We start from the raw sequence: 22,060 nt of genomic DNA, 5'->3' as shown, positions 1-22,060 counted from the left end.
TTCTCCCCACCTCGATCGCCTCGTGCCTGCGTCGCGCATCCGTCCGTGCAGGCCCCACACTCCGCAGGCCCGCAAACCCGAGCACCACGACATCGGCACCAGGGGGCCGCCGCCCCGCCACCGCCACCCCCAGCGCAGCGAGCACCGCTGCTGCGGACCACCAGACGCTTCCGATCCGTCGGTCGCTGAGGATGCGGCCGGGCGGTGAGCACCATGACCAGGGCAGCCACGGCCACCCCGGCAGTGGCCGCCCGCACCACCCCGTCAGGCCAGGCGGCGTGGAACGACCCCGTCATGCCGCCCCCAGCAGCACGGCCATGCGGTCGAGTCCCGGTCCCTCACGGACCTGCCCGTCGACGGTGAAGCGCACCGCGGTCTCGGTACGCACCAGCGCTTGGTCCTTCACCAGCACGGCGACCTCAGCCAGCCATCGGCTGCCCGTTCGTCGGTCGCGCGCCACATGCAGCACCACGTCGAGCGCCGAGGCGAGCTGGCTGTGCAGCGCCTCGCGCCCCAGCCCGGCGGTCATCCCCAGTGCCTCGAGCCGGGCCGGCACCGCCGCCGCGTTGTTGGCATGAACCGTGCCGCATCCACCCTCGTGCCCGGTGTTGAGCGCAGCGAGCAAGTCGACCACCTCCGCACCCGCACGCTCGCCGACCACGACCCGGTCGGGCCGCATCCTCAGCGCCTGGCGCACCAGTGTCTGCAGCGTGACCACACCGCCGCCCTCGACGTTGGCGGTGCGCCCTTCGAGGGCCACGACGTGCGGGTGAGCTGGGTCGAGCTCGCCCGAGTCCTCCACCACCACGAGTCGCTCGTCGGGATCGACCTCCGCGAGCATTGCCGAGAGCAACGACGTCTTGCCGGCGCCGGTGCCACCCGAGACGAGGAACGCGGCGCGGGTGGCGACCACTCGACGTACGAGGGCGACGGCCTCCTCCCCGAGCGCTCCGCGCGACGCCAGCAGAGTCGAGGGTCCAACCGGCGCGGTGCGGCACTCGCAGCGAGATGGCGGTGCCGTTGCGGGCGACCGGATGGAGGACCGCATGGCAACGCGTCCCGTCGGGCAGCCGTACGTCGACCATCGGCGTCGCGTCGTCGAGGCGCCTGCCGCCCAGCGCGGCCAACCTCTGGGCGAGGCGGCGGACGGCGGACTCGTCGGGCAGGTCGACCGCACGCGGTTCCAGGCCGTTGCCACGGTCGAGCCACACGCGGCCGGAGCCGTTGACCAGCACGTCGGTGACCCCCGGCTCCCGCAGCAGGGGCTGCAGCACACCGGCGCCGACCACCTCGGACTCCACCTGCCGATGCACCACCAGCACCGTGGCGTCGCCGACCGGACGGCCGTTGGCGCGCAGGGTGTCGGCGACCAGCTGCGGCGTGAGCGTGTCGCCCGTCCGGGCCAGCCGGTCACGCACCAGCGCCACGAGGTCGTCACTCATGCAGCGCGTCCGTCGACCCGAACCGCCAACTCGGCCAACACCGTCCTCGCCGCGCGCGCCAGCGTCGACCGGCGAGAACGCAGCGGACCGTGGCCGAGGTCGATGTCTTCCACGAGCCCGCGCGGCTCCGGGATCCGACCCAGCAGCGGCACTGCGAGCACCCTCTCCACGTCGCCGACGTCGCCGCCGCCGCGCAACACGCAGCTCACCGGGCCCGAGGCCGTCAGGTGCCGCACCATCCGCGAGGCGCTGCTCAGCCCCGGCATGTCACCACGCACGACCACCACGACGTGCGCGCACCGCGCCAACAGTTCCTCGGTGAGCTCGTCACCTTGACGCGGAAGGTCGAGCACGACGGTGTCGTGCCCCCGGGTGGCGGCCGCCAAGGCCTCGCGCACCGCGAATGGCTGCAACGGCCGCCGCGGTCCCGGCGCCCAGGTCACCACGCCGAGCCCGTCACGGCTCGGCAGCGCCTCCCGGAAGGACCGTGCCCCGAGCCGCCCAGTGGTCTGCCCCAAGGTGGTCCACTGCAGGCCGGTGGCGCCCTCCGTCCCGAGCACCACGTCGAGGCCCGGTCCACGGACGTCGAGGTCGAGCAGCGCAGCCGATCCCTGCTTCGCTGCCACCAGTCCGAGAGCGCACGCCAACGTGGTCGCACCTGCCCCACCCGAACCACCGATCACGCCGATCGTCAGTCCCTGGGCGAGTTCACTCTCGGCCGCGTCGGCCAGCACGTCGAGCAGCCACTCGTCCGAGCGAGGCAACTCGGCCACCCCCTCGAGACCGATGGTGACCGCGTGTCGGAACGCCGCATCTGGCACGTGCTCGCGAGCCACCAGGTGCACGCTCCTGCGTCTCGGCGGTCCCACGGCCGCGACCTGCTCCACCATGTCGAGGCCCACCAGCACGACGGCGGCATCGGCCCAAGCGGTCAGCGCGCCGGTCGGATCGTCCACCACAGCAGGCGTGGCACCGGCCGCCGCACAGAGCCGGACGAGCTCGTCGGCGAGCGCTCGATCGCGGGTGATGACCAGGGGTGCGTCCATGCGGCAACCCTGCGGCGTACGCCCGACGCCGGCCACCGAACGGAGCCTCGCTGTGGATCGATTCGAATTTCCACAGTCATGTGACCCACTTCTGGCCAACTCGTGTGCACAATGAGGCGTATGTCATGGACCCTTCCACGCGACTTCCGGTTCGGAGCGAGCTCTGCGGCCCACCAGATCGAGGGTGCGACGACGGCTGACGGGAAGGGCCCCAGCATCTGGGACACGTTCAGCGTGGAGCCCGGACGGATCGTCGACGGCAGCACGGCAGCGGTGGCCTGCGACCACTACCACCGGCACCGCGAGGACGTCGCACTGATGGCCGAGCTCGGGCTCGACGGCTATCGATTCTCCGTCGCGTGGCCGCGGATCCAACCCACCGGCCGCGGCCCGGCCAACGCCGCGGGGATGGACTTCTACGAACGCCTGGTCGACGACCTCCTCGCCGCGGGAATCGCACCGATGCTCACGCTCTACCACTGGGACCTCCCCAGGCCCTGCAGGACGCGGGCGGCTGGCTCAACCGGGAGACCGCACTGCGCTTCGCCGACTACACCTCGCTCGTCGCAGCCCGGCTCGCCGACCGGGTCGCCCACTGGGTGCCGGTCAACGAACCCAACATGGTCACGCTGCTGGGCCACGGCCTCGGCACCCATGCGCCGGGCCTCCCACTCCACTTCGGCGCCCTGCCGGTGGCCCACCACCTCAACCTCGCGCACGGGCTGTCCGTGGCGACGCTGCGCGAGCATCACGCTGCGGCGGTCGGTTGCGCCAACAACCACGCCCCGATGTGGGCCGAGACCGACTCCGAGGCCGACACCGCCGCCGCGCAACTGCTCGACGTGCTGTGGAACCGGACCTTCTCGCAGCCGATGCTCGTGGGCCGCTATCCCGACGTGATCGGCGAACTGGTGCCCGCCGACTCCCTCGACGACGACCTCGCGGTGATCAACGCGCCTCTCGACTTCTATGGCGTCAACCACTACAACCCGATGGGCGTGCGGAGCACCCCGGACGGTTCCGAGCTTCCCTTCGAGCAGTTCGACCTGCCCGGCCACCCGACCAGCGAGTTCGGCTGGCCGGTGGTGCCCGACGGCCTGCGCGAGACCTTGGTGACGCTCAAGAAGCGCCACCCCGACCTGCCCCCGGTGATCATCACCGAGAACGGCACCAGTTGGTCGCCGATCGACGACCAGTTCCGCATCGACTACCTGGACGCCCACCTCGAGGCCGTCGCCGACGCGATCGAGGCAGGTGTCGACGTACGCGGCTACTACACGTGGTCGCTCACCGACAACTGGGAGTGGGCGGAGGGCTTCACCCAGCGCTTCGGGCTCGTGCACGTCGACTACGCGACACAGGTCCGCACCCGGCGCCGGAGCTTCGAGTGGTACGCCGGCACGATCGCCGCGCACAAGGCCTTGCGGTGAGCGCGACCCCGATCTCGACGGTGGAGCCGACGACACGGGTATCGCCGGTCTGGGTGCTGTGGCTGTCGATCATCAGCATCGGCGTGTGGTCGGGGTTCTTCGGGCCGATCCAGGTGCTGTTGGCGCAGCAGGCGGAGGCGATCAGCCCCGACCACAAGGAAGCAGTGCTCTCCCTGGTCACCGGAGTCGGCGCACTCGTGTCGACGGTGCTCAACCCGTTGTGGGGCGCCTTCTCCGACCGCACCACCCTGCGTGTCGGGCGTCGGGTCCCGTGGGTGCTCGGTGGACTCGCGGCCGCGGTCGCGGCGATGGTGCTGCTGTCGGTCGCCAACGCGGTCTGGCAGATGGTGCTCGCGTGGGCGCTCGCGCAGGCGGCCCTCAACGCCATGCTGGCCGCGATCACTGCGACGGTGCCCGACCAGGTGCCGGTCGTGCAGCGCGGCGCGGTGGGCGGCTGGTTGGCGATCGCCCAGACCTTCGGGGTGGTGGCAGGGTCCGGGATCGCCGCCGCGACCGGCTCGATCGCTGCCGGCTACCTGACGATTGCGGGCGTGCTGGTGCTTTCGGCCCTGCCCTACCTGTTGGACAACCGCGACCTCTCGCTCGCCGTGGCCGACCGGCCCGACTTCGCCTGGGGACCGTTCCTGCGGTCGTTCTGGATCTCGCCGCGCGAGCATCCCGACTTCGCGTGGGCGTGGCTGACCCGCTTCCTGATGAACCTCGGCAACGCCATCCTGCTGCTCTATCTCCTCTACTACCTGAAGGACTCGATCGGACTCGACGACGACGCCGCGGAGAACGGCGTCTTCTGGCTGACGCTGCTCTACGGCGTGGTCACGATCGTCACCGCAGTCATCGGCGGCTACTGGTCGGACCGCACGGGGCGACGCAAGCCGTTCGTGATCGGGTCGGGTCTCATCGCCGCCTCGGCTCTCGCCCTGCTCGCCTTCGCCGACACCTGGGCGCTGGCAATCATCGGCGCCACGATCCTGGCCATCGGCTTCGGTGCCTACACGGCCGTCGACTTCGCCATGATCACCCAGGTGTTGCCCTCGGACGCCGATCGGGCCAAGGACCTCGGCGTCATCAACATCGCCAACGCCCTTCCCCAGGTGCTCGCTCCAGTCGTCGCGGCCGCCGTGCTGGGGTTGGGGTTGGGCTATGCGTCGCTCTACCTGCTCGCCGCGGCGGTGAGCGCCCTGGGGAGCGTGCTGGTGGTGAGGATCCGCTCGCTGCGGTGAGTGGCGGCGTACCAGACCGGGGCCGTTGTCGGGGGTCACCGCTAGGGTCACCCACGTGAGCCAACGATGAGCAAGATGGACAACCTGCGTGCGATGCGCGAGGCGAAGTACGAAGCGGCCAAGTCCCGCACCACGACCGGCGCGCAGCCGGCACGGCGTCCGAGCGTGCCGAAACCGGCCCCGGTCACTGCCCCCACACCGGCGACCGACGAGCCGCCCGCCGGTGCACCCGCCCTGTGCGGCCACCGCAACATGAGCGGGCGCACCTGCACCCGCGAGCACGGACACGCAGCGAAGAGTCACCGCTACTCCTGACGGTCCGGAAAGGCGGACGAGCGAGGGCGGGCCGGAGGCCCGTCGAGTCGAGGACAACGCCGCCGGTCGGGATGCGGGGCGCCGCGAGCCCGGCACCTCCCTTGGTGCAACTCATCTAGGGTGGGCCGCATGCGCACCGCCGCGTTCTTCGACCTCGACAAGACGATCATCGCCAAGTCGAGCGCGCTCGCGTTCAGCAAGCCGTTCCAGGCGGGTGGGCTGATCTCGCGGCGCTCGGTGCTGCGCTCGGCCTACGCGCAGTTCGTCTACATGGTCGGCGGCGCGGACCACGACCAGATGGAGAAGATGCGGCAGTTCATGTCGCAGCTGACTGCTGGCTGGGACGTCGCCACGGTGCGCGAGATCGTCGCGGAGACGTTGCACCACGTGGTCGATCCGATCGTCTACGACGAGGCCGTGGGACTCATCGAGGAGCACCACGCAGCCGGCCGGGACGTGATCATCGTGTCGACGTCGGGGGCCGATGTCGTCGAGCCGATCGGCGAGATGCTGGGTGCCGACCACGTCGTGGCCACGCAGATGCGGATCGAGGACGGCCACTACACCGGCGAGATCGACTACTACGCCTACGCAGACGCCAAGGCCGAGGCCGTCCGCCACCTCGCCGCTGAGCGCGGCTACGACCTGGCACGCTGCTACGCCTACAGCGACTCGGTGACCGACGTGCCGATGCTCGAGGCGGTCGGCCACCCCCATGCGGTCAATCCTGACAAGGAGTTGCGCAAGGTCGCCGAGACCGCGGGCTGGCCGGTGCTGGTCTTCAACCGACCGGTCAACCTCGACAAGAAGCGCCTGCCTGCCCCAGGGCCGACCATCACCGCGCTCGCCGTGGGAGGCGCGGCCGCGAGTGTCGGCGTACTGCTGTGGAAGAGCTGGCGCAACCGCCTCACCTGACCCCCGTCGGGTCCGAGATCCGAACCCGCCCCCAACCGACCACTAGACCACGGATCCGGGCGGAAATCGAGGCCTTGAATCTGCCCCAGAAGGGGCGTAGACATGGGCACAACAACTCAACAGACGTACACATGGACCAGGTACCCACGCGGCGAACCACCCTTCTGACAGGGCGCTGAAACACTCGGATTCATCCGGGGCAGTATCTATGAGTTGCACGCCTGGTAGCCAGGTAGACCATGTGTCAGCGGCGGCCCTCGGAGCAATCCGGGGGCCGTTTGCCGCGCCCCGCGCTCCGCGGATTCCCCGCCCGGGCGGGGAACTTGTCGCTTGTGGGCCGTAGCCACACACACCAAGCATGCAGAAACGTCACACAGTGCCGGTACTCAGTCACGCAACGGGGACAGTTCGCCCGCGAGCGCATAGGCCTCGGCACCGTAGAGCAGCCAGGAGTGGACACCGCTGACACCGGTGGCAGATGCGTAGGCGCGCAAGTTGGACTCGTACTGCGCACGCAGTTGGAGGTGCGCCTGCTCGGGCACCAGCAACGACTTCTCATCGACCCCCGGCCGACGAGCACCAACCGCTCCGCGGCGCGGGCGACGAGGCCGTTGTGCGACGCGAAGGGGGCGGCGGTGGCGATCTCGGCGTGCACCAACGCCGCGACGACCATCGCCGGCGCCGACGTCTGCTGCGAGATGCGCGTTGCGAGCACCCGCAGGCGTTCGGCGGAGTCGGCATCGCGCGGTCGTCCGAGCTCCTGCATGCCAAGCACGCCCTTGGCCGCGATGGCATGCAAACGAGCGAAGGCCTGCAACGGGGCCTGACGCAGTGTCGGCACCAGTGACAGCGCCTCGGCCGACAGGCGTACGGCGGCTGCCGCGGTCTCGTCGCCCTCGCCGGCACGGATCTGCTCCGGGCTCGACCCTGATCCCTCCAGGGCGGCGCTGGCCGCAGCGCCGCGCAGCAGCGACTCCGACGTGAAGGCAGGCGGGGTCTTGCGCAGCCCCCGGTCACGCAGCAGCACGTCGATGCCGTCCCGCGTGGCGGCGTACGCCGACGGGACGCCCTCGAGGCCGGCGAGGGTGGCCATCGGGTCAGCACTCATGAGGTCGAACACTACGCGCGTCGTGCTCGGACGCCGACCGCGGGAGGGATACCCTCAGTTGGATGGACGAGCAGCTTCAGCACCCCGGGCCCCGACTGCCGGAAGAGGCAGTCCGCTGGCTGTGTGGCGACTCCCAACGCACTGTGCTGGTCCACGGCGCCCCGCTGATCGCCGACGCCGACACGTTCGCGAGCGAAGGGCATGACGTCCAGTCCATCACCGCCGACAGCGAGCGAGTGCCCCACCGCTCCGTCGACGTACTGGTGGTCGACCGGCTGCCCGACGATCTCACCTCGCTGGCCCGCATGCTGCGCCCCGGCGGGCAGTTGGTGCTGCTGCACACCATCCGCGACCAGCGCATCCCGTGGGCCCGCAAGCTCGACAAGGCGCTCGGGGTCGAGATCGATGAGGAGCCTGCCGGCACCCTCGTGCTCTCCACCCTCTTCGGCTTCGTCGACCGAGAGGGCTTCCGCCACTGGCAACACGTCAACACCGAATCACTCACGGCGCTGCTTGCGCAGGAGCTGACTGACGACCCCAAGCGCGACTCCAAGACCTCGGAGGCGCTGGCGCTCTATGCTGACTACGGCCGCGGCGCCGACGGCATGCAGTTGCCCTGGGTCACCACCTGCTACCGCGCCACCGTCGTCGAGTCCGCGTGGGAGACGCCCCATGCCCTCGACGTCCACGCCGAGGGCGACAGTTCCAGCGACGGCGACGACCTCCCGGGCGAGCCGACCGTGCCGATCGCCCTGGCCGGCGGCGACGAGGCCGTCAGGGGACCGTCCAGCACGACGCTGGACGGCGACGACCTGCTACTGATCGACTTCCGCTGAGTCGCCCCTGGGTCACCGGCGGTGGCCCAGTTTGACCAGCACGACGCCAGCCAGGATCCCCAGACCTCCGAGCAGCTGCACGCCCCTCGGCATCTGGTCGAGCAACAGCCACGCAAACACGATCGCTGCCAGCACCTCCCCCAGCGCCACGAACGACGCCAACCCCGAGCCCAACCGACGGCTGGCCGCGATGCCGCTCGTGTAGGCAACCGCGCCGGCCACCACACCGAGCAGGAGCAGCGGGATCCACGCGGGGACGGCCCTGTCGGCGTACGTCGCCTCGGCAGTTCCCGCGGTCAAGTCGAGGATCCCCACCAACCCGGCGAGCGCAAGGACGACCGCCCCGACCAACAGCCCGAGACCGGCCAGGGCGGTGGGAGGCAGGCCGTTCCCCTCATCAGCGGAGATCACGAAGTAGGTGGCCGCCCCGATCATCGCGCCGAGCGCCCACAGGACCCCCGCGGTCGACAGCGATGCGTTGGAGAACGGGTCGAGCACGAAGACCAGACCGGCCGCCGCCACCGCCGCGCCCACTGACATCAGTCGGGTGGGTCGACGCGCGTGGCGCAGCCACAGCCACAGCACCACCGCAACGGGCGCGGTGTACTCGATGAGCAACGCGATACCCACGTCCATGCGGGCCACTGCCTGGAAGTAGGCGAGCTGACAGCCCGCGACAGCCACGACCCCGTAGGCCAGCACCAGCGTGAGGTTGTCGCGCAGGAGTCCCCACCTCCCGCGCATCGCGAGAGCGGTGGGGATCGCCAGCACCGCTCCCGCCACGGCGACCCGGATGGTCACCGCTGCGCCGGGTGACCAACCACCCGCGATGAGGCCGGTCGCGAGCACGCCGGAGAGACCGAAGGAGCAGGCAGAAAGGACGGCGAACAAGAGCCCGGAGACGGTGCGATCCGGTGCCTGACCAACCGGGACGTCCTGCTGCATGGCCCGAGCGTAGGCGCATCGCGGAGTCTCGCCGGCACCACATCCGAGTCCTCGATCCCCTGTTGGCGCGCTCTTTGCACGCCCTCGACCCATTACGCTGCCGGACATGGCGCTGCGCTGGCGACGGACCCACCTCGGCTCGGAGGCCGACCGAGCCACCTTCCGCACCCTGCACACCGCCTCGCTCGCGTCGACCAGCTTGCGCGAGGGCCTCACCGCGGCGAGCGCCACCAGCAGCGTCAAGCACCTGCGCGCTCTGCTCGGCACCCCCGCCGTGGCGTTGACGGACGCGGCGGAGATGCTCGCGTGGGATGGTTCGTCCGACCAGCACGCCAGGCACAGCGCCGTGCTGGCTGCCCCCACCGTGGAGAGCGGCATGACCCGGGTCGCCAACCATGGCGAGTTCGACTGCGACCTGCTCAACTGCGAGATCCGGCAGGCCGTGATCAGCCCCCTCGTGGTCGAAGGGCACACCGTAGGAACCCTGCAGACCTTCACCGACGCCGCCACGGCAGCACTGGCGCGCGCCTGTGACGAGGTCGCCGGTTGGGTCTCCACCCAGCTCGAGCTGGCCGAGCTCGACGCCTCCCGCACCCGGTTGATGGAGGCCGAGGTGCGCGCCCTGCGGGCACAGATCAGCCCGCACTTCATCTACAACTCCCTCGGTGCCATCGCCTCCTTCGTGCGCACCGACCCCGACCGGGCCCGCGAGCTGCTGCTCGAGTTCGCCGACTTCACCCGCTATTCCTTCCGCCGGCACGGCGAGTTCACGACCCTGGCCGAGGAGCTCAAGTCGATCGAGCGCTACCTGTTGCTGGAGCAGGCCCGCTTCGGCGACCGGCTCTCCGTCACGCTGCAGATCGCTCCAGAGGTGCTGCCGGTGACGATCCCCTTCCTCTGCCTCCAACCGCTGGTGGAGAACGCGGTGCGCCACGGCCTGGCCCAGCAGGGCGACGGCCACATCACGATCGTCGCCAGCGATGACGGGCGGACCTGCACGATCGAGATCGAGGACAACGGTGCGGGCGAGGAGCCCGAGCGGGTACGTCGCGCCCTGGCCGGTGACGCCGAGCTCGACTCCCACGGCCTCGGAAACGTCGACGTGCGGCTGCGCTCCGCCTTCGGCGACGACCACGGCCTCGTCGTGGAGACTGCGCCCGGCGCCGGTACGAAGGTGATCGTCCAGGTGCCCAAGTTCGCCCCGGGGTGCACGCATGATCCGCCGAACCTTCACTCAGCACCCGCGAACCTTCACTTGGGCTCGCCTGGGTGAAGGTTCGACCATTCCAAGTGAGGGTTCGAGGATTCCAAGTGAGGGTTCGCGCGCATGAGGGTTCTGGTGGTCGACGACGAGCGGCCCACGCTCGATGAGCTCACCTATCTGCTGGGGCAGGACGAGCGGATCAGCGAGGTCGTCGCCTGCGACTCCGCCACCGAGGCCCTGCGGTTGCTGCAGGAGCGCGACATCGACGCAGTGTTCCTCGACGTGCAGATGCCGGGCCTCACCGGCCTCGAGCTCGCCCAGGTGCTCTCCCGCTTCAAGGAGACCCCGCCAGTCGTCTTCGTCACCGCCCATGAACAGCACGCGGTCGAGGCCTTCGACCTGCGTGCCGTCGACTACGTGCTCAAGCCGGTGCGCGCCGAGCGCCTGGCCGAGGCCGTACGCCGCGTGGTCGAGGGAAGCGGCGGCACCACCGCCCCGGCCGACGAGCAGATCGCGGTGGAGCGTGGTGGTGTCACCCGCTTCATCAACCGCTCCGACATCCGCTACGTCGAGGCGCAGGGCGACTACGCACGGTTGCACACCGCCGAGGACTCCCACCTGCTGCGCTCACCCTCACCCAGCTCGAGGAGCAGTGGGGACCGGCCGGGTTCGTCCGCATCCACCGCTCGCTGCTGGTCGCGCTGGCCCATGTCGAGGAGGTGCGCATGCACAACGGTCGTTGCACCGTCCGGGTCGGTGGGACCGACCTCCAGGTGAGCCGCCGGCACACCCGCGACCTGCGCGAGCTGCTCATCCGGAGCAAGCCGTGACCGAAAGCCCTCCCGAACGCGTCAGGGTCACCGGACCGCCGCGCCGACCCACGCGGCGGCGAACCCGCTCGGGCGAGATCGACGACCAGACTGCGCTCGGTGAAGTCCTCATGGGTTCGCTGCTGCGTGCCCAGCTGCGCCTCGCGATCGGGCTCCTGGTGCCTCTGGTGCTGCTGGCCGTGGGAGTACCGCTGCTCTTCCACCTGTGGCCCGAGCTCGCGGCTCGTGAGGTGCTGAAGGTGCCGGTGGCGTGGCTGCTGCTCGGCTTCGCGGTCTACCCCGCCCTCTTCGCGCTGGGAACCGTCTACGTCCGTCGGGCCGAGCGCAACGAACGCGACTTCGCCGAACTGCTCGAGACAGCGGAGGGTTGATGACCACGCCCAACGGCTCCCTCGGCATCGTGGCGGTCGTCCTCGTCGCGCTCGCCACGATCGCCATCGGCACGTGGGGCCTGCGCTTCTCCCGCACCACCAGCGACTTCTTCGTCGCCTCCCGCACCGTGCGCCCGGCCCTCAACGCCTCGGCCATCAGTGGCGAATACCTCTCTGCCGCCTCCTTCCTCGGCATCGCTGGACTCGTGCTCACCTTCGGTGCCGACATGCTCTGGTACCCGGTCGGCTGGACCGCTGGCTACCTCGTGCTGCTGGTGCTCATCGCTGCCCCACTGCGCCGCTCGGGCGCCTACACGCTGCCCGACTTCGCCGAGGCCAGACTTGGTACGCCGATGGTGCGGTCCACGTGTTCGCTGCTGGTGGTGGCGATCGGGTGGCTCTACCTGGTGCCCCAGTTCCAGGGGGCCGGGCTCACCCTCGACGCCGCGATCGGTGCCCCGAGCTGGCTCGGCGCCGGCGTGGTCGCCGCAGTGGTCCTGGTCAACGTGCTGAGCGGCGGGATGCGCAGCGTGACCTTCGTGCAGGCGTTCCAGTACTGGCTCAAGCTCACCACGCTGCTCGTGCCTGCCGTGTTCCTGCTGACCGTGTGGGTCGATGACGGGGCCCGGAGCCCGGTGGACGTGGGCACGGACGCGGCACAGTGGTCGCTTCCGGTCGCGGACGGCGGCGGCCCGGGCCTCTACCTGACCTATTCGCTCATCGTGGCGACCTTCTTGGGCACGATGGGCCTGCCGCACGTGGTGGTGCGCTTCTACACCAACCCCGACGGCCGCGCCGCGCGTCGCACCACCGTGGTCGTGCTCGGTCTGCTGGGGCTCTTCTACGTGCTCCCCCGATCTATGCGGCGCTCGGGCGCGTGTACGCCGACGGGGCGAGTTCCGACGTACTCGTGCTGGAGCTGCCGCGACTGATGGTGGGCGGTCTCACCGGTGACCTGTTGAGCGCACTGGTGACCGCTGGCGCCTTCGCGGCATTCCTCTCCACCTCCTCGGGGCTGACGATCGCTGTTGCCGGCGTGCTCAGCCAGGACGCGATCGGGCGGGGCCGCCTCGGTGGCGTGACGGCGTTCCGGCTCAGCGCGGTGGTGGCGATCGTGGTGCCGTGTGCGGTGGCGATCGGGGTGACCGATCTCGGCATCGCGCGGGCGGTCGGGCTGGCCTTCGGGGTCGCTGCCTCGACGTTCTGCCCGCTGCTGGTGCTCGGCATCTGGTGGCGGGGTCTGACCGACGTCGGTGCGGTGACCGGGCTGGTCGCCGGCTTCCTTGGCTCCTCGGTGGGCGTCATCTATGCCTTCGCGCCATTCGAAGGAGACGGCTGGGGACACGCACTCCTCGCGCAACCGGCAGCCTGGTCGGTGCCACTGGCGTTCGCCACGATGGTGCTGGTGTCGCGGGCCACCCGGCATCGCATCCCACGCGACGTGAACCGCTTCATGGTGCGGCTGCACACGCCCGAGGCGGTCGTGCTGGACCGCGGCTGAGTCTCGGTGGAAGCAGCGGTGGACGCTGGGCAAGGAGGCCGTCGCGTCCTACGCTGCAACCATGACCTCGCTGCCGCGGACCACCGCCCGGATCGTGCTGGGAGCACTGATGGTCGGCGCCGGGGTGCTGCACCTGACCACCCAACGCGAGGAGTTCACCGCACAGGTACCGGAGTGGTTCCCCGTCGACGACGACGTCACCGTCCTCGGCTCGGGCGTGGTCGAGATCGCGCTGGGCGCCGGTCTCGCCGCGCTCCCGAGGCACCGGCGCCTCTTCGGCGGCCTGCTGGCCGCGTTCTTCGTGGTGATCTTCCCCGGCAACATGGCCCAGTACGTCGAGGGCACCGACGCGTTCGGGCTGGACACCGACGGCAAACGGCTCGCTCGACTCTTCTTCCAACCGGTACTGGTGCTCTGGGCGCTCTGGGTTGGCGGCTGGCTCCGGCGGCAGGACCGCTGAGCCACGTCGTACGGCGCCGGGCCGCCATTGCGGGTCAGCCGTGTTCCTCCGGAAAGACCGTGGCCCAGTCGCGCGCCATACTCACGACGGTCCAATCCAGCCGAGCGGCCGTGTCGAGGATCGGCTCCGACTCCCCAGCGTCGCGCTGTGCCCGGAGTAGTCGAACTCCCGCTCGCCGTCGTCATGATCCACGAGCAGCGCCAGACCGGGGCGGTGGGTGCTCGTCGCCCATTCGAGCATCTCTCGATCGCCATCGGAGTTCCCCGCTGCCATCACGGGCGGGCGGCCGAGTTGGGTCTGGATGTTGACCACCTTGGTTGCGCCTTCATTCGCCCCGCCGACCAACCGCTTGGAACGCGCAAGGACAGGACCTGTGTCCCCGGACGAGAAGTCGTACTCGATCAACGTCCCCACGACCGCCTCCGGCGGCACTCCGTAGAGGTCCTGGCTGATCGCCCTGACGAACTCGGTACCTCCGCCGGTCACGATGGTCACGCTGAAGTCACGTCGGCGGAGTTCATCGATGAGTTCGAGCATCGGTTGATAGATCACGCGTCGTAGTGACCTGGACAGGGTGGGATGCATGGCATGGTCCATGAACTCCCGCACCTGCTCGGTGAATCGGTCCGGGTGCATGCCCTCGAAGAGCTCAGTCAACGCCAGCGCGATCCTGGGCAACCCCAGTTCCCCGACCTTGGCCAGGTCACCGGCAAGGAGTGCCGCATACTCCTCCCGGGCACCCAACGCCTCGTCCTTTCCAACCGCATCGGTGAGTGCCGCGAGGAAGAAGTCGAGCTGCACGTAGTTGGGACGCTCACACCACAGGGTTCCGTCATTGTCGAAGCAGGCAACCCGCGCTTCCACCGGGAGCTCTGCGGATGCCTCGAGGAAGGTCAGGACGCTCTCGCGTGCAGCACCTGGCCGCCAGGAGGGCAGCGCCTCTTCATGAGATGACATGGATGGGTTCCTATTCCCTCATCTTGCGATGCACACATCTGAAGCCGACATGGCTCATTCCCGTGTCGACCATCTGCGGCCGGCGCGCCGCCGGCCGATAACGAAGGCAGTAGCTGTCAGCGCACAGGTGGGAACCGCCCTTGATGACCTTCCGGCCGACACGGAACTGCGGTTGCGCCGGATCCAGACTCGATTCGAGGTCCCCGCCGCGGGGGTCCGTCGGGGCGCAACAGGCATGACCGGCGTCGTCCGGGTGCTGGCTGGTCCACCAGTCATCGGTCCACTCCCACACGTTTCCAGCCATGTCGAAGAGCCCGTACCCGTTCGCTGGGAAGCTCCGCACGGGGGAGGTGCGGGTCCAGCCACTCTCCCGCGTGCTGCGCCACGGGAAGTCGGGACCATCCCAGGTGTTCGCCATGATTCGACCGTCGGGCCGCGCCTCGTCACCCCAGGTGAAGTCCGCAGCCTCGAGCCCCCGCGGGCGGCGTACTCCCATTCGGCCTCGGTGGGAAGGTCCGCCCCCGCCCAGTCGGCGTAGGCGCGAGCGTCCTCGTGCGCGATGTGCACGACGGGGTGGTCCATCCGCCGCTTGACCGAGCTTCCCGGCCCTTCCGGGGACTGCCACGACGCACCCGGCGTCCAAGTCCACCACTGGCTGAGATGTCTCAGGTCCACCGGACCGGGGGTCGGGGTGAAGACCATGGACCCCGGCGCGAGGTTCTCGGGGGTGCGTCCGGGAACTGTGCTGGGTCGAGTGGACGTTCGGCAACGGTCCGGTGGCCGGTGGCCTTCACGAAGGCGGTGAACTCCTCGTTGGTCACCGGCGTCGGTGAGATCGTGAAGGCACCCACACGCACCACATGGGTGGGTGCCTCCTCCGGGTAGTGCCGGTCGGAGCCCATGGTGAACACGCCACCTGGGAGGTCGACCCAGGGCCGGTCATCGGCCTGACCCCGTCCTGCCGGCCTGGCTCTACGAGACATGGTCGTCATGTTGTCAGGAGCTCGCCACGCCCTGGCGCAGCTTGGCCATCATGGAGTCGATGCTGAAGCTGGCAGGCTCCTGGTGCGGCGGGAACTCCGCCAATGTCTGGAGCATCCTGCCCACGTAGGCCTGAGCGGGAACGAGCGCCCACGCATGGTCCAACAGCCAGTCGTAGTAGGTGTTCGAAGTGACGTCCGCGCGCTCGAACGGGTCCGTCCTGAGATTGAATATCTTGGGCACTCGGAGCTCGGTGTAGGGCTCCGCCCAGACATTCAACGTGCCTCTCGCGCGCTGCTCGAGGAAGACGATCTTCCAGTTGTCGTAACGCAGTGCGGTGAGATCGCCGTCGTCGGAGACGTAGAAGAAGTGCTGACGCGGGCTCGCGTCGCTGACACCCGTCAGGTAATCCAACTGGTTGTGTCCGTCGAGGTGCACGCGGTACGCCGTCCCAGCGAGCTCGGTCCCGGCCTTGAGCCGATCCGCGACGTCGGCGTCTCCCGCAGCGGCGAGGAGGGTGACGAACCAGTCGTTGTGGCTCACGATGCCGTTGAGCACGGTGCCCGCCGGGATCCTTCCCGGCCACCTCACCATCGCCGGCACCCGGTAGGCGCCTTCCCAGTTGGAGTTCTTCTCGTTGCGGAAGGGGGTCATGCCGCCGTCGGGCCAGGTGTTCATGTGCGGCCCGTTGTCGGTCGAATACATGACGATCGTGTTCTCGGCCAGGCCCTGCTCGTCCAGGAAGTCCAGCACCTCGCCGACGAGCTCGTCGTGATCACACATCGTGTCGTGGTAGGCCGACTGCCACCGGCCTGCCTTGCCCCGGCTGCCGTCCTTGATGTGGGTACGGAAGTGCATGTGGGTCGTGTTGAGCCACAGGAAGAACGGAACGTCGGCCTCATCGGCATCACTCATGAAGCGCAGCGCCTCGGGAAGGATCTCCTCGTCGATCGTCTTCATTCGCTCCTTGGTGAGCGGACCTGTGTCCTCGATCCGCTGGCTGCCGTCCTCGTTCGCCCAGGAGTGCAGGACGCCGCGCGGCCCGAAGTTCTTCCGGAAGTCGGGGAAGTCCGCCTCGTCCGGGTAGTCGTCCAGCTCGGGTTCCTCCTCCGCGTTGAGGTGGTAGAGGTTGCCGAAGAACTCATCGAACCCGTGTGCGGTGGGAAGGAACTCGTCCCGGTCTCCGAAGTGGTTCTTCCCGAACTGTCCGGTCCGGTAGCCGCGGTCCTTGAGTGCCGTGGCGATGGTCGGGTCAGCCGCACGCAATCCGATGTCGGCGCCCGGCATTCCGACCTTGGTCAGACCGGTGCGATAGGGGTTCTGTCCAGTGATGAAGGCTGCCCGGCCAGCAGTGCAGCTCTGTTCACCGTAGTAGTCGGTGAACCGGATCCCCTCGGCAGCGATCCGGTCGATGTTGGGTGTGCGATAGCCCATCACGCCATCGCTGTAGCAGCTCAGATTGCTGATTCCGATGTCGTCGCCCCAGATGATGAGGATGTTCGGTCGTTCTGACATGTCGCCTCCGATGTTGTCTTCGCTCTCCGGTGTCGTGGACTGCGGCGCAGGCCCAGCCCTCGCACCGGGACCTGTCATTGCTGCGGGTACGCGTCTTCGTCTGGCCGCAGCTCATCTCCATGGACGACCAGGGCCCACATCACGAGCACGTCCAGCGTGATCATGAGGACCGACCAGATGGGGAACGCAGGGAGGAAGCCGAGGTTGACGATCGCACTGACGAAGGCGAGACACACGGCAACCATCTGGGCCCACAGACGACCTGCCAGAACTCCAACACCGACCAGGACGGCAAGGATGCCCCCCAGCAGGTGCACCCATCCCCACACGGTGTAGTCGGCATTCACGACCAGCCCGTTCTGCCCGACGAGGAAGACCTCGTCACGGAAGAGCGCGACCAGCCCTTGGACTGCGTGGAAGACACCGAGCAGGACGAGCAGCATGCCCGCGAAGACGATCCACCCCACCCAGCCAGTCTGGTTCCGGGTGTAGTCGGGCATTGCCGGACCAGCTGGCCCTCCCGTGCGTTGCTGACTCATCACGACCTCCTGGACGTTCAGCAGCCGCGTGTCGGGCTGCCCTGCCGAACAGCCTCCGCTCCAACCCTGGCCAGCACCTCACCCGAACCCGGTGATGTCCGGGCATCGTGGCGTCGGCACCGGGCGGCCCGGCTCGCCGTCCAGGAGGCGCAGCGTTCGCGCCCTTCGGACAGCTTGGTTGCGACGCGAGACGCCGAGCTTGCGCAGGATGTGACGTACGTGCGTGCGTACGGTGTTGACCGACACGAACATGGCGACCGCGATCTCATCGGTGGTCAGGAGCTCCGCCAAGTGCCCGAGTACCTCCCGCTCCTTCGGTGTCAGTGGGATCGCCGGCGCTCCGGCGAGATCCGTGCGGCCTTCCACACCTGTGGAGTTGGTCCGCACCGGTTCCGAGCGCTGCAGACGAAGCGGTGCCCGAGACGCGGGCAAGCCTCCTGGGGTCTTGCCCGTGCGGCCGGATGCCAGCAGCGCCCTGACGCGCGGTGGTGCCTCATGCAGGGGTCGCCACAGCCGCTCCGCGGGCGTCAGGCGGAACGCTTCGTCCAAGAGCAAGCGGGCCCGAACCGGGTGATCGCGGTGCAGTTCGAGCTCCGCCTCGAGCACCCGAGCGGCCACGGTGCGCGCCACAGCGGACTCCGTCGGAGGAAGGCTTGCGAGGCACGCCCGCACCGCGGTCCAGTCTCCACGTGCAACCGCGACGTGACCACGCGCGAGGAGCGCCCTGCCTTCCAACGGGGCATGGAGCGCCGCCACGGCCCGGTCGGCGGCCTCGAGGTCGGCTCCGATCAGATGGAGATGGATCAACTGCACCTGCCGAAGGTCTTCAACCCAGGCGAGATGCGCCGGCAAGGAGGGCGTCCCATGCAGGAGAAGGTCCAGACCTGCCCGGTGATCGCCGTGGGCGCAGGCGAGGCGGGCGCGGGCAAGACAGATCAACGTCTGGTGCAGCGGATCGTCGAAGTGGGACGCCACGACGTCATGCGGGGATTTCTCCAGCTCCGCGCCCGGGCCTTGTTCCGCACGAACCCACGCCAGTGCCACGGCCGCAGCTGCCAGTTCCGTGGTGCCGATGTCGGCCGACGCTGAACCCGCTTCCGCGACATCTGTCTCAACAGAGACACCGGTCGCTGCGGCTGCCCATCTCCGCGCCTCGTCCGGCCTGTCGAGCAGGGCAGAGGCCAGAGCGAGATGCGGTGCGAGGGGGACCGGTGCGTCGGATGACCCCCGCTGAGATGGATTCCCGGCGGTCTCCACCAAGGCCAGGTACGCCGCCTCGAGATGGCCGTGGCGAAGCAGGGACACCCCGTGACATCCGCGCGCCAGCCTCGTGAGTTCCAACGGGATGAGGGCAGAGCCTGTCTCGCTGATCATCGTGCAAGCGGCTGTGGTGAGTTCGAGCGCAGCAGGCTCGCGAGCGGCGGTCGCTCTGATCGCGTCGATGACCTGCGCAGCTGGGCCCACGGCCGTGACGAACGTTCCATCGCGGAGTGAGGAACGGGCGGCGTTCAGCGCTTGCGCGCATTCCACCAAGCCACCCTGCCCCAGCGCCAGAGCCGCGCGCACGAGGTCGGCGGCAGCGCCGGCAGCGTCGGTCGGCATCTGAGCGAAAGTCCTGACCAGTCCAGACGAGTCCTGGTGCTCGACCAGTGGCGCGAGCGCGAATACCTCCACCACGCGCTGCGCAGCAGTGGCCCAGGCTCCTGCTGCCGCCTCCATGGCCACGGAGTCGTCCAGCAGGTCGTGGCGCGCGTACCACGAGGCAGCACGGCGCTGCAGCGGGATCAGACGGTCCGCGTCTGTTCTGCGCAACTCGGCACGCAGGAGGTCCCTCAGAAACGGGTGGTAGCAGTACCACCCAGGTAGGTCAGGGAGTTCTTCGATCAGCATCCCGGCCCGCGCCAGCGATGCCAGGCGGCGACTCGCATCCGGTCCACCCAGCTCCTCGATCAGTCCCGGTCGCAGGAGATCGACGATGCTCGTCGCCAGGAGCAGGGATCGAGTTTCGGCCGTCTGGGCCGAGAGGACCTCGCTCATCAGGAACTCTGCAATGTTCCCGGCGTCGCCGACGATCCTCTCCACCACGACCTCTGGGGCAGCGCTGCCGTTCAGGGTCAGCATGGCGAAACGCAGCCCCGCTGCCCAACCTCGCGTACGGTCGACCAGTTTGGTCGCCGCTTCCTCGCCGAGGGCGATCTGGTGACGTCTCAGGAGCTGGGTTGCCTCGGTCGTCGTGAACGCGAGATCACGCGCTCGGATCTCCACCAGTGAGCCGCGGAGCCGGTGCCGGGGAAGGGGGATCAGCGGGTCGGCGCGGGTCAGCATCACCAGACGAAGTCGCTCGTCGCAGTGGCCCAGCACGAACTCGAGGTCCTCAGCCAGCTGACGATCGGCGATCTCGAAACCGTCCAGCACCAACGTCAGTGATCGAGACCGCGCCGCGAGCGCTGCGCACACGTCCTTGGCCAGGAAGCGACGGTCGTCGTGGGCACAGGCGCGGGAGAGCCGGACGTCGCTACGGCGGAGTCGGGTCAGGACCAACGGCCAGAAGCTCCCGGAGCTTTCATCTCCGGCCTCGAAACTCACCCAGCCGATGTCCCGATCTTCCGCCCGCGCCTGCGCCCACGCTGCGGCGAGGACGGTCTTGCCGCTGCCTGCCGGCGCACTGACCAGGGTGATCGGTGCCTCGGCGCTACTGTCGAGTCTCGCGATCAGGCGCGGCCTGTCGACGTGGTGTGCAGGCAGGACCGGCACCGCCAGTCGGGCGTCCAGCACCGGGTCCAGTGCTGTCTCCGGGACGCGACCTGACACCGCGGACACCACCTCTGTTCGGGGCTGCCCACTGTCGCGCGAGGAGCCGCCCCTGCCGTTCACCCAGAACAGGTGAACGAGAGAGGCGGATCACGGGCCCGGCATCAGGAGTTCAGGATCTTCGCCTTCTCCGCCGCGAACTCAGCCGGGCTGAGGACTCCCTGCGCCTGTAGTTCACCCAGCTCCTTGAGCTGCGCCAATCGGGTCTCGGTGTCTGCGGCACCCGGCGCCGGTTGCTGCGCGTACGGGGCAGGGGCGTACTGCACGGGCGGCTGCCGTTCCGCCTGCGCTGCCCAGCGCCCCGCTTGTCGACGGGACACGCGGTTCGACACGGCCGTCGCCGTTCCAGCGATCGCAGCCGTGCGCGCCACTCCACGAAGTAGACCTGGCATCACATCATCCTCTCGTCGAGCAGGACATCATCGTCCTGCCGTGTCTTCCTCAGCACCGAGCACGGACATCAGGTCCTCGAGCGGGATCCGACCGTTGGCGACCATCCGCGCGCCGCCGCTGCGCAGTGCAGCGGCCAACGGCGCCGCCCAGACGTTCTCGTAGACCATCACCGCAGCAGCACTGCCTGCGTCGAGGGCCTGCCCCGCCTCTTCGAGGTCCTCATCACCCAGGAGCCCGGAGGAGGCGCCCTCGAAGACGGTCAGGTCCAACGCACCGTCGCCGTCGACGTCCCTCAGCTCCAATGCCCTGGTCGTGCCGTCCCGCCCCTTGCTCACAAACACCAGGTCGAGGATCCGGATGACTCCTCGATCGACCAGGTCGATCAGATGCGGAAGGCCCTCACCCGTCAGTCTGCCGCCGGGGAACTCGATGACCAGATAGTCGACGGGGCCGATCGTGGCCTCTTCGTCGTCAGCTGCGGCTTCACTCATGAATCCTCCTCGTTGTTGACCCGGAACGCCGTTGACTCCACGAACGTACGCAGCCTCGGCATGGTTCACGTCATCCCCAGCGGACGATCAGTGCGGCGTACCCGGTGACGCCCGGTGCGCCCCTTCGCCCACTCGGTGGACAGCAAGGACTCGAATCCCCGCGCTCGTCAATGACCCAACGACGTGGTCCACCCCTCGGTGGTGGTCAGCGACGATGAGAACCGACTGCGCCGGGGTGACGGAGAGCCGGAGTTCGGGGAAGGCAGCCCTCAGGAGCGGCCCCAGAGGCCCGTTGACCACGACCGAGTAACGCCGCGGCCCGGCATCACCAGATGTCATGGCATTCAGCTCCCGTCACCGGAAGGCTCGTCCGTGACCAGGTAGGCCGCCCGGATCTCGACCAGCTCGAGGCCGAGCGCGCGGATTCGCCGGAGCAGACCGTGCAGTTCGGCCTGATCGGTGAACTCACCGGTCATCACGGTGCGCAACTCGTGGGTCGCCACGAGTGAGGGACCGAGGTCGCTGAGCAAGTCGACCGGCATGGCGCCCTCCACCCGGATCTCGTAGGTCGTTCCTGACATACCCTGACCCCTCCCGGTCGCCCCAGCCTCGGAGAACGTGTCGTCACTCATCACACCCCTCGAGTCCTCGGCCGTCGTCATCCCCAGTGCATGACTCACCGACCACTCGGCCACGCCACCGCCCGTCACCCAAGTCGGGTGATCCCGG

Annotated in this window: 23 protein-coding genes and 4 pseudogenes; 13 read left to right on the top strand and 14 right to left on the bottom strand. The window is 69.0% G+C overall.

The features are described from left to right. Positions 1-208, top strand: a 208-nt coding sequence (locus L1066_RS01400; protein ID WP_235734575.1) for a hypothetical protein, incomplete at its 5' end; no start/stop codon positions are given. Between the two features lie 84 nt (positions 209-292). On the opposite strand, the gene L1066_RS01395 is transcribed toward L1066_RS01400, so the two are convergent. The 3 genes and pseudogenes from L1066_RS01395 to ssd all read right to left on the bottom strand — a co-directional run bounded on the left by L1066_RS01395 (position 293) and on the right by ssd (position 2,488). Then, complete coding sequence (locus L1066_RS01395) at positions 293-913, bottom strand: TadA family conjugal transfer-associated ATPase (RefSeq protein WP_312006714.1); 621 nt, start codon at positions 911-913, stop codon at positions 293-295. A gap of 133 nt (positions 914-1,046) precedes the next feature. Further along, positions 1,047-1,442: pseudogene (locus L1066_RS26335) on the bottom strand (TadA family conjugal transfer-associated ATPase); the annotation flags it as partial. Then, positions 1,439-2,488, bottom strand: coding sequence for a septum site-determining protein Ssd (gene ssd / locus L1066_RS01390; protein WP_235734574.1), 1,050 nt, complete (start codon positions 2,486-2,488; stop codon positions 1,439-1,441). The gene ssd and the pseudogene L1066_RS26335, both read right to left, overlap by 4 nt. A 111-nt stretch (positions 2,489-2,599) precedes the next feature. Between ssd and L1066_RS01380 the strand changes: the two are divergent. The 4 genes and pseudogenes from L1066_RS01380 (at position 2,600) to L1066_RS01365 (ending at position 6,389) form a co-directional block, all read left to right on the top strand. Continuing rightward, positions 2,600-3,918, top strand: a pseudogene (locus L1066_RS01380) (GH1 family beta-glucosidase). Next, a complete protein-coding gene (locus tag L1066_RS01375) occupies positions 3,915-5,159 on the top strand; it encodes an MFS transporter (RefSeq protein WP_235734572.1) in 1,245 nt (414 codons plus the stop codon). Before L1066_RS01380 ends, L1066_RS01375 begins: the two are co-directional and overlap by 4 nt. 66 nt (positions 5,160-5,225) lie before the next feature. Then, the gene (locus L1066_RS01370) at positions 5,226-5,474 is read left to right on the top strand and encodes a hypothetical protein (protein WP_235734571.1); all 249 of its coding nucleotides are present in this window, start codon (positions 5,226-5,228) and stop codon (positions 5,472-5,474) included. Between the two features lie 129 nt (positions 5,475-5,603). Further along, positions 5,604-6,389: an HAD family hydrolase gene (locus tag L1066_RS01365; RefSeq protein ID WP_235734570.1), complete on the top strand. Its 786-nt coding sequence runs from the start codon at positions 5,604-5,606 to the stop codon at positions 6,387-6,389. 244 nt (positions 6,390-6,633) lie between these two features. Here L1066_RS01365 and L1066_RS01360 read toward each other — a convergent pair whose 3' ends face one another. Then, complete coding sequence (locus L1066_RS01360) at positions 6,634-7,497, bottom strand: Fic family protein (RefSeq protein ID WP_235734569.1); 864 nt, start codon at positions 7,495-7,497, stop codon at positions 6,634-6,636. A 62-nt stretch (positions 7,498-7,559) separates the two neighbouring features. On the opposite strand from L1066_RS01360, the gene L1066_RS01355 reads away from it, so the two are divergent. Further along, a complete protein-coding gene (locus tag L1066_RS01355; protein WP_235734568.1) occupies positions 7,560-8,333 on the top strand; it encodes a hypothetical protein in 774 nt (257 codons plus the stop codon). A gap of 12 nt (positions 8,334-8,345) precedes the next feature. On the opposite strand, the gene L1066_RS01350 is transcribed toward L1066_RS01355, so the two are convergent. Then, a complete protein-coding gene (locus L1066_RS01350; protein ID WP_235734567.1) occupies positions 8,346-9,278 on the bottom strand; it encodes an EamA family transporter in 933 nt (310 codons plus the stop codon). A 106-nt stretch (positions 9,279-9,384) separates the two neighbouring features. On the opposite strand from L1066_RS01350, the gene L1066_RS01345 reads away from it, so the two are divergent. The 7 genes and pseudogenes from L1066_RS01345 to L1066_RS01320 all read left to right on the top strand — a co-directional run bounded on the left by L1066_RS01345 (position 9,385) and on the right by L1066_RS01320 (position 13,644). Beyond that, positions 9,385-10,551 carry a sensor histidine kinase gene (locus tag L1066_RS01345; RefSeq protein WP_235734566.1) on the top strand — a complete coding sequence of 389 codons (1,167 nt, stop codon included), beginning with the start codon at positions 9,385-9,387 and terminating at the stop codon, positions 10,549-10,551. A 54-nt stretch (positions 10,552-10,605) separates the two neighbouring features. Continuing rightward, positions 10,606-10,884, top strand: a pseudogene (locus tag L1066_RS01340) (LytR/AlgR family response regulator transcription factor); the annotation flags it as partial. A gap of 275 nt (positions 10,885-11,159) precedes the next feature. Continuing rightward, positions 11,160-11,312, top strand: a complete 153-nt coding sequence (locus L1066_RS01335; RefSeq protein ID WP_235734584.1) for a LytTR family transcriptional regulator DNA-binding domain-containing protein — start codon at positions 11,160-11,162, stop codon at positions 11,310-11,312. Beyond that, on the top strand, positions 11,309-11,683 hold the full coding sequence (locus tag L1066_RS01330) for a hypothetical protein (protein WP_235734565.1): 375 nt from the start codon (positions 11,309-11,311) through the stop codon (positions 11,681-11,683). Before L1066_RS01335 ends, L1066_RS01330 begins: the two co-directional genes overlap by 4 nt. Beyond that, positions 11,683-12,615 carry a sodium:solute symporter family transporter gene (locus L1066_RS26330; protein ID WP_283095227.1) on the top strand — a complete coding sequence of 311 codons (933 nt, stop codon included), beginning with the start codon at positions 11,683-11,685 and terminating at the stop codon, positions 12,613-12,615. Before L1066_RS01330 ends, L1066_RS26330 begins: the two co-directional genes overlap by 1 nt. Then, positions 12,561-13,184 carry a sodium:solute symporter family transporter gene (locus tag L1066_RS26325; protein WP_312006708.1) on the top strand — a complete coding sequence of 208 codons (624 nt, stop codon included), beginning with the start codon at positions 12,561-12,563 and terminating at the stop codon, positions 13,182-13,184. The genes L1066_RS26330 and L1066_RS26325 overlap by 55 nt, the downstream gene beginning before the upstream one ends. A 61-nt stretch (positions 13,185-13,245) precedes the next feature. Continuing rightward, entirely contained in the window at positions 13,246-13,644 is a 399-nt protein-coding gene (locus L1066_RS01320) for a DoxX family protein (RefSeq protein WP_235734564.1), read from the top strand. 81 nt (positions 13,645-13,725) lie between these two features. Here the strand turns inward: L1066_RS01320 and L1066_RS01315 are convergent, their stop codons facing one another. From L1066_RS01315 to L1066_RS01280, 9 genes and pseudogenes are all read right to left on the bottom strand, one after another. Further along, entirely contained in the window at positions 13,726-14,601 is an 876-nt protein-coding gene (locus tag L1066_RS01315) for an HAD family hydrolase (protein ID WP_235734563.1), read from the bottom strand. Between the two features lie 10 nt (positions 14,602-14,611). Continuing rightward, a pseudogene (locus L1066_RS01310) lies at positions 14,612-15,303 on the bottom strand (SUMF1/EgtB/PvdO family nonheme iron enzyme). Beyond that, positions 15,267-15,503 carry an SUMF1/EgtB/PvdO family nonheme iron enzyme gene (locus tag L1066_RS26320; RefSeq protein WP_283095243.1) on the bottom strand — a complete coding sequence of 79 codons (237 nt, stop codon included), beginning with the start codon at positions 15,501-15,503 and terminating at the stop codon, positions 15,267-15,269. Before L1066_RS26320 ends, L1066_RS01310 begins: the two are co-directional and overlap by 37 nt. A 94-nt stretch (positions 15,504-15,597) precedes the next feature. Next, positions 15,598-17,097, bottom strand: coding sequence for an arylsulfatase (locus L1066_RS01305; RefSeq protein ID WP_235734562.1), 1,500 nt, complete (start codon positions 17,095-17,097; stop codon positions 15,598-15,600). A gap of 74 nt (positions 17,098-17,171) precedes the next feature. After that, positions 17,172-17,636: a DUF7144 family membrane protein gene (locus tag L1066_RS01300; protein ID WP_235734561.1), complete on the bottom strand. Its 465-nt coding sequence runs from the start codon at positions 17,634-17,636 to the stop codon at positions 17,172-17,174. A 78-nt stretch (positions 17,637-17,714) separates the two neighbouring features. Beyond that, entirely contained in the window at positions 17,715-20,447 is a 2,733-nt protein-coding gene (locus tag L1066_RS27380; protein ID WP_312006704.1) for a winged helix-turn-helix domain-containing protein, read from the bottom strand. 104 nt (positions 20,448-20,551) lie between these two features. Continuing rightward, positions 20,552-20,779, bottom strand: coding sequence for an SHOCT domain-containing protein (locus tag L1066_RS01290; RefSeq protein WP_235734560.1), 228 nt, complete (start codon positions 20,777-20,779; stop codon positions 20,552-20,554). Positions 20,780-20,866: 87 nt separating this feature from the next. Further along, positions 20,867-21,331: a DUF6325 family protein gene (locus L1066_RS01285; protein ID WP_235734559.1), complete on the bottom strand. Its 465-nt coding sequence runs from the start codon at positions 21,329-21,331 to the stop codon at positions 20,867-20,869. Between the two features lie 344 nt (positions 21,332-21,675). Further along, complete coding sequence (locus L1066_RS01280) at positions 21,676-21,963, bottom strand: DUF8691 family protein (protein ID WP_235734558.1); 288 nt, start codon at positions 21,961-21,963, stop codon at positions 21,676-21,678. Positions 21,964-22,060 lie beyond the last annotated feature (97 nt).

This window comes from Nocardioides alcanivorans (assembly GCF_021555175.1).
GTDB classification, from domain to species: Bacteria; Actinomycetota; Actinomycetes; order Propionibacteriales; family Nocardioidaceae; genus Nocardioides; species Nocardioides alcanivorans.
Note: the sequence above shows the minus strand (reverse complement) of the source record. Positions and strands in the feature narration are given on the sequence as shown.

Bases quoted from the DNA above. Each gene is read 5' to 3' on its own strand.
- ssd (WP_235734574.1), bottom strand. From the start codon at position 2,488: ATGGACGCACCCCTGGTCATCACCCGCGATCGAGCGCTCGCCGACGAG.
- L1066_RS01370 (WP_235734571.1), top strand. From the start codon at position 5,226: ATGAGCAAGATGGACAACCTGCGTGCGATGCGCGAGGCGAAGTACGAA.
- L1066_RS01365 (WP_235734570.1), top strand. From the start codon at position 5,604: ATGCGCACCGCCGCGTTCTTCGACCTCGACAAGACGATCATCGCCAAG.
- L1066_RS01360 (WP_235734569.1), bottom strand. From the start codon at position 7,497: ATGAGTGCTGACCCGATGGCCACCCTCGCCGGCCTCGAGGGCGTCCCG.
- L1066_RS01355 (WP_235734568.1), top strand. From the start codon at position 7,560: ATGGACGAGCAGCTTCAGCACCCCGGGCCCCGACTGCCGGAAGAGGCA.
- L1066_RS01350 (WP_235734567.1), bottom strand. From the start codon at position 9,278: ATGCAGCAGGACGTCCCGGTTGGTCAGGCACCGGATCGCACCGTCTCC.
- L1066_RS01345 (WP_235734566.1), top strand. From the start codon at position 9,385: ATGGCGCTGCGCTGGCGACGGACCCACCTCGGCTCGGAGGCCGACCGA.
- L1066_RS26330 (WP_283095227.1), top strand. From the start codon at position 11,683: ATGACCACGCCCAACGGCTCCCTCGGCATCGTGGCGGTCGTCCTCGTC.
- L1066_RS01320 (WP_235734564.1), top strand. From the start codon at position 13,246: ATGACCTCGCTGCCGCGGACCACCGCCCGGATCGTGCTGGGAGCACTG.
- L1066_RS01315 (WP_235734563.1), bottom strand. From the start codon at position 14,601: ATGTCATCTCATGAAGAGGCGCTGCCCTCCTGGCGGCCAGGTGCTGCA.
- L1066_RS26320 (WP_283095243.1), bottom strand. From the start codon at position 15,503: ATGGGCTCCGACCGGCACTACCCGGAGGAGGCACCCACCCATGTGGTG.
- L1066_RS01305 (WP_235734562.1), bottom strand. From the start codon at position 17,097: ATGTCAGAACGACCGAACATCCTCATCATCTGGGGCGACGACATCGGA.
- L1066_RS01300 (WP_235734561.1), bottom strand. From the start codon at position 17,636: ATGAGTCAGCAACGCACGGGAGGGCCAGCTGGTCCGGCAATGCCCGAC.
- L1066_RS01285 (WP_235734559.1), bottom strand. From the start codon at position 21,331: ATGAGTGAAGCCGCAGCTGACGACGAAGAGGCCACGATCGGCCCCGTC.
- L1066_RS01280 (WP_235734558.1), bottom strand. From the start codon at position 21,963: ATGAGTGACGACACGTTCTCCGAGGCTGGGGCGACCGGGAGGGGTCAG.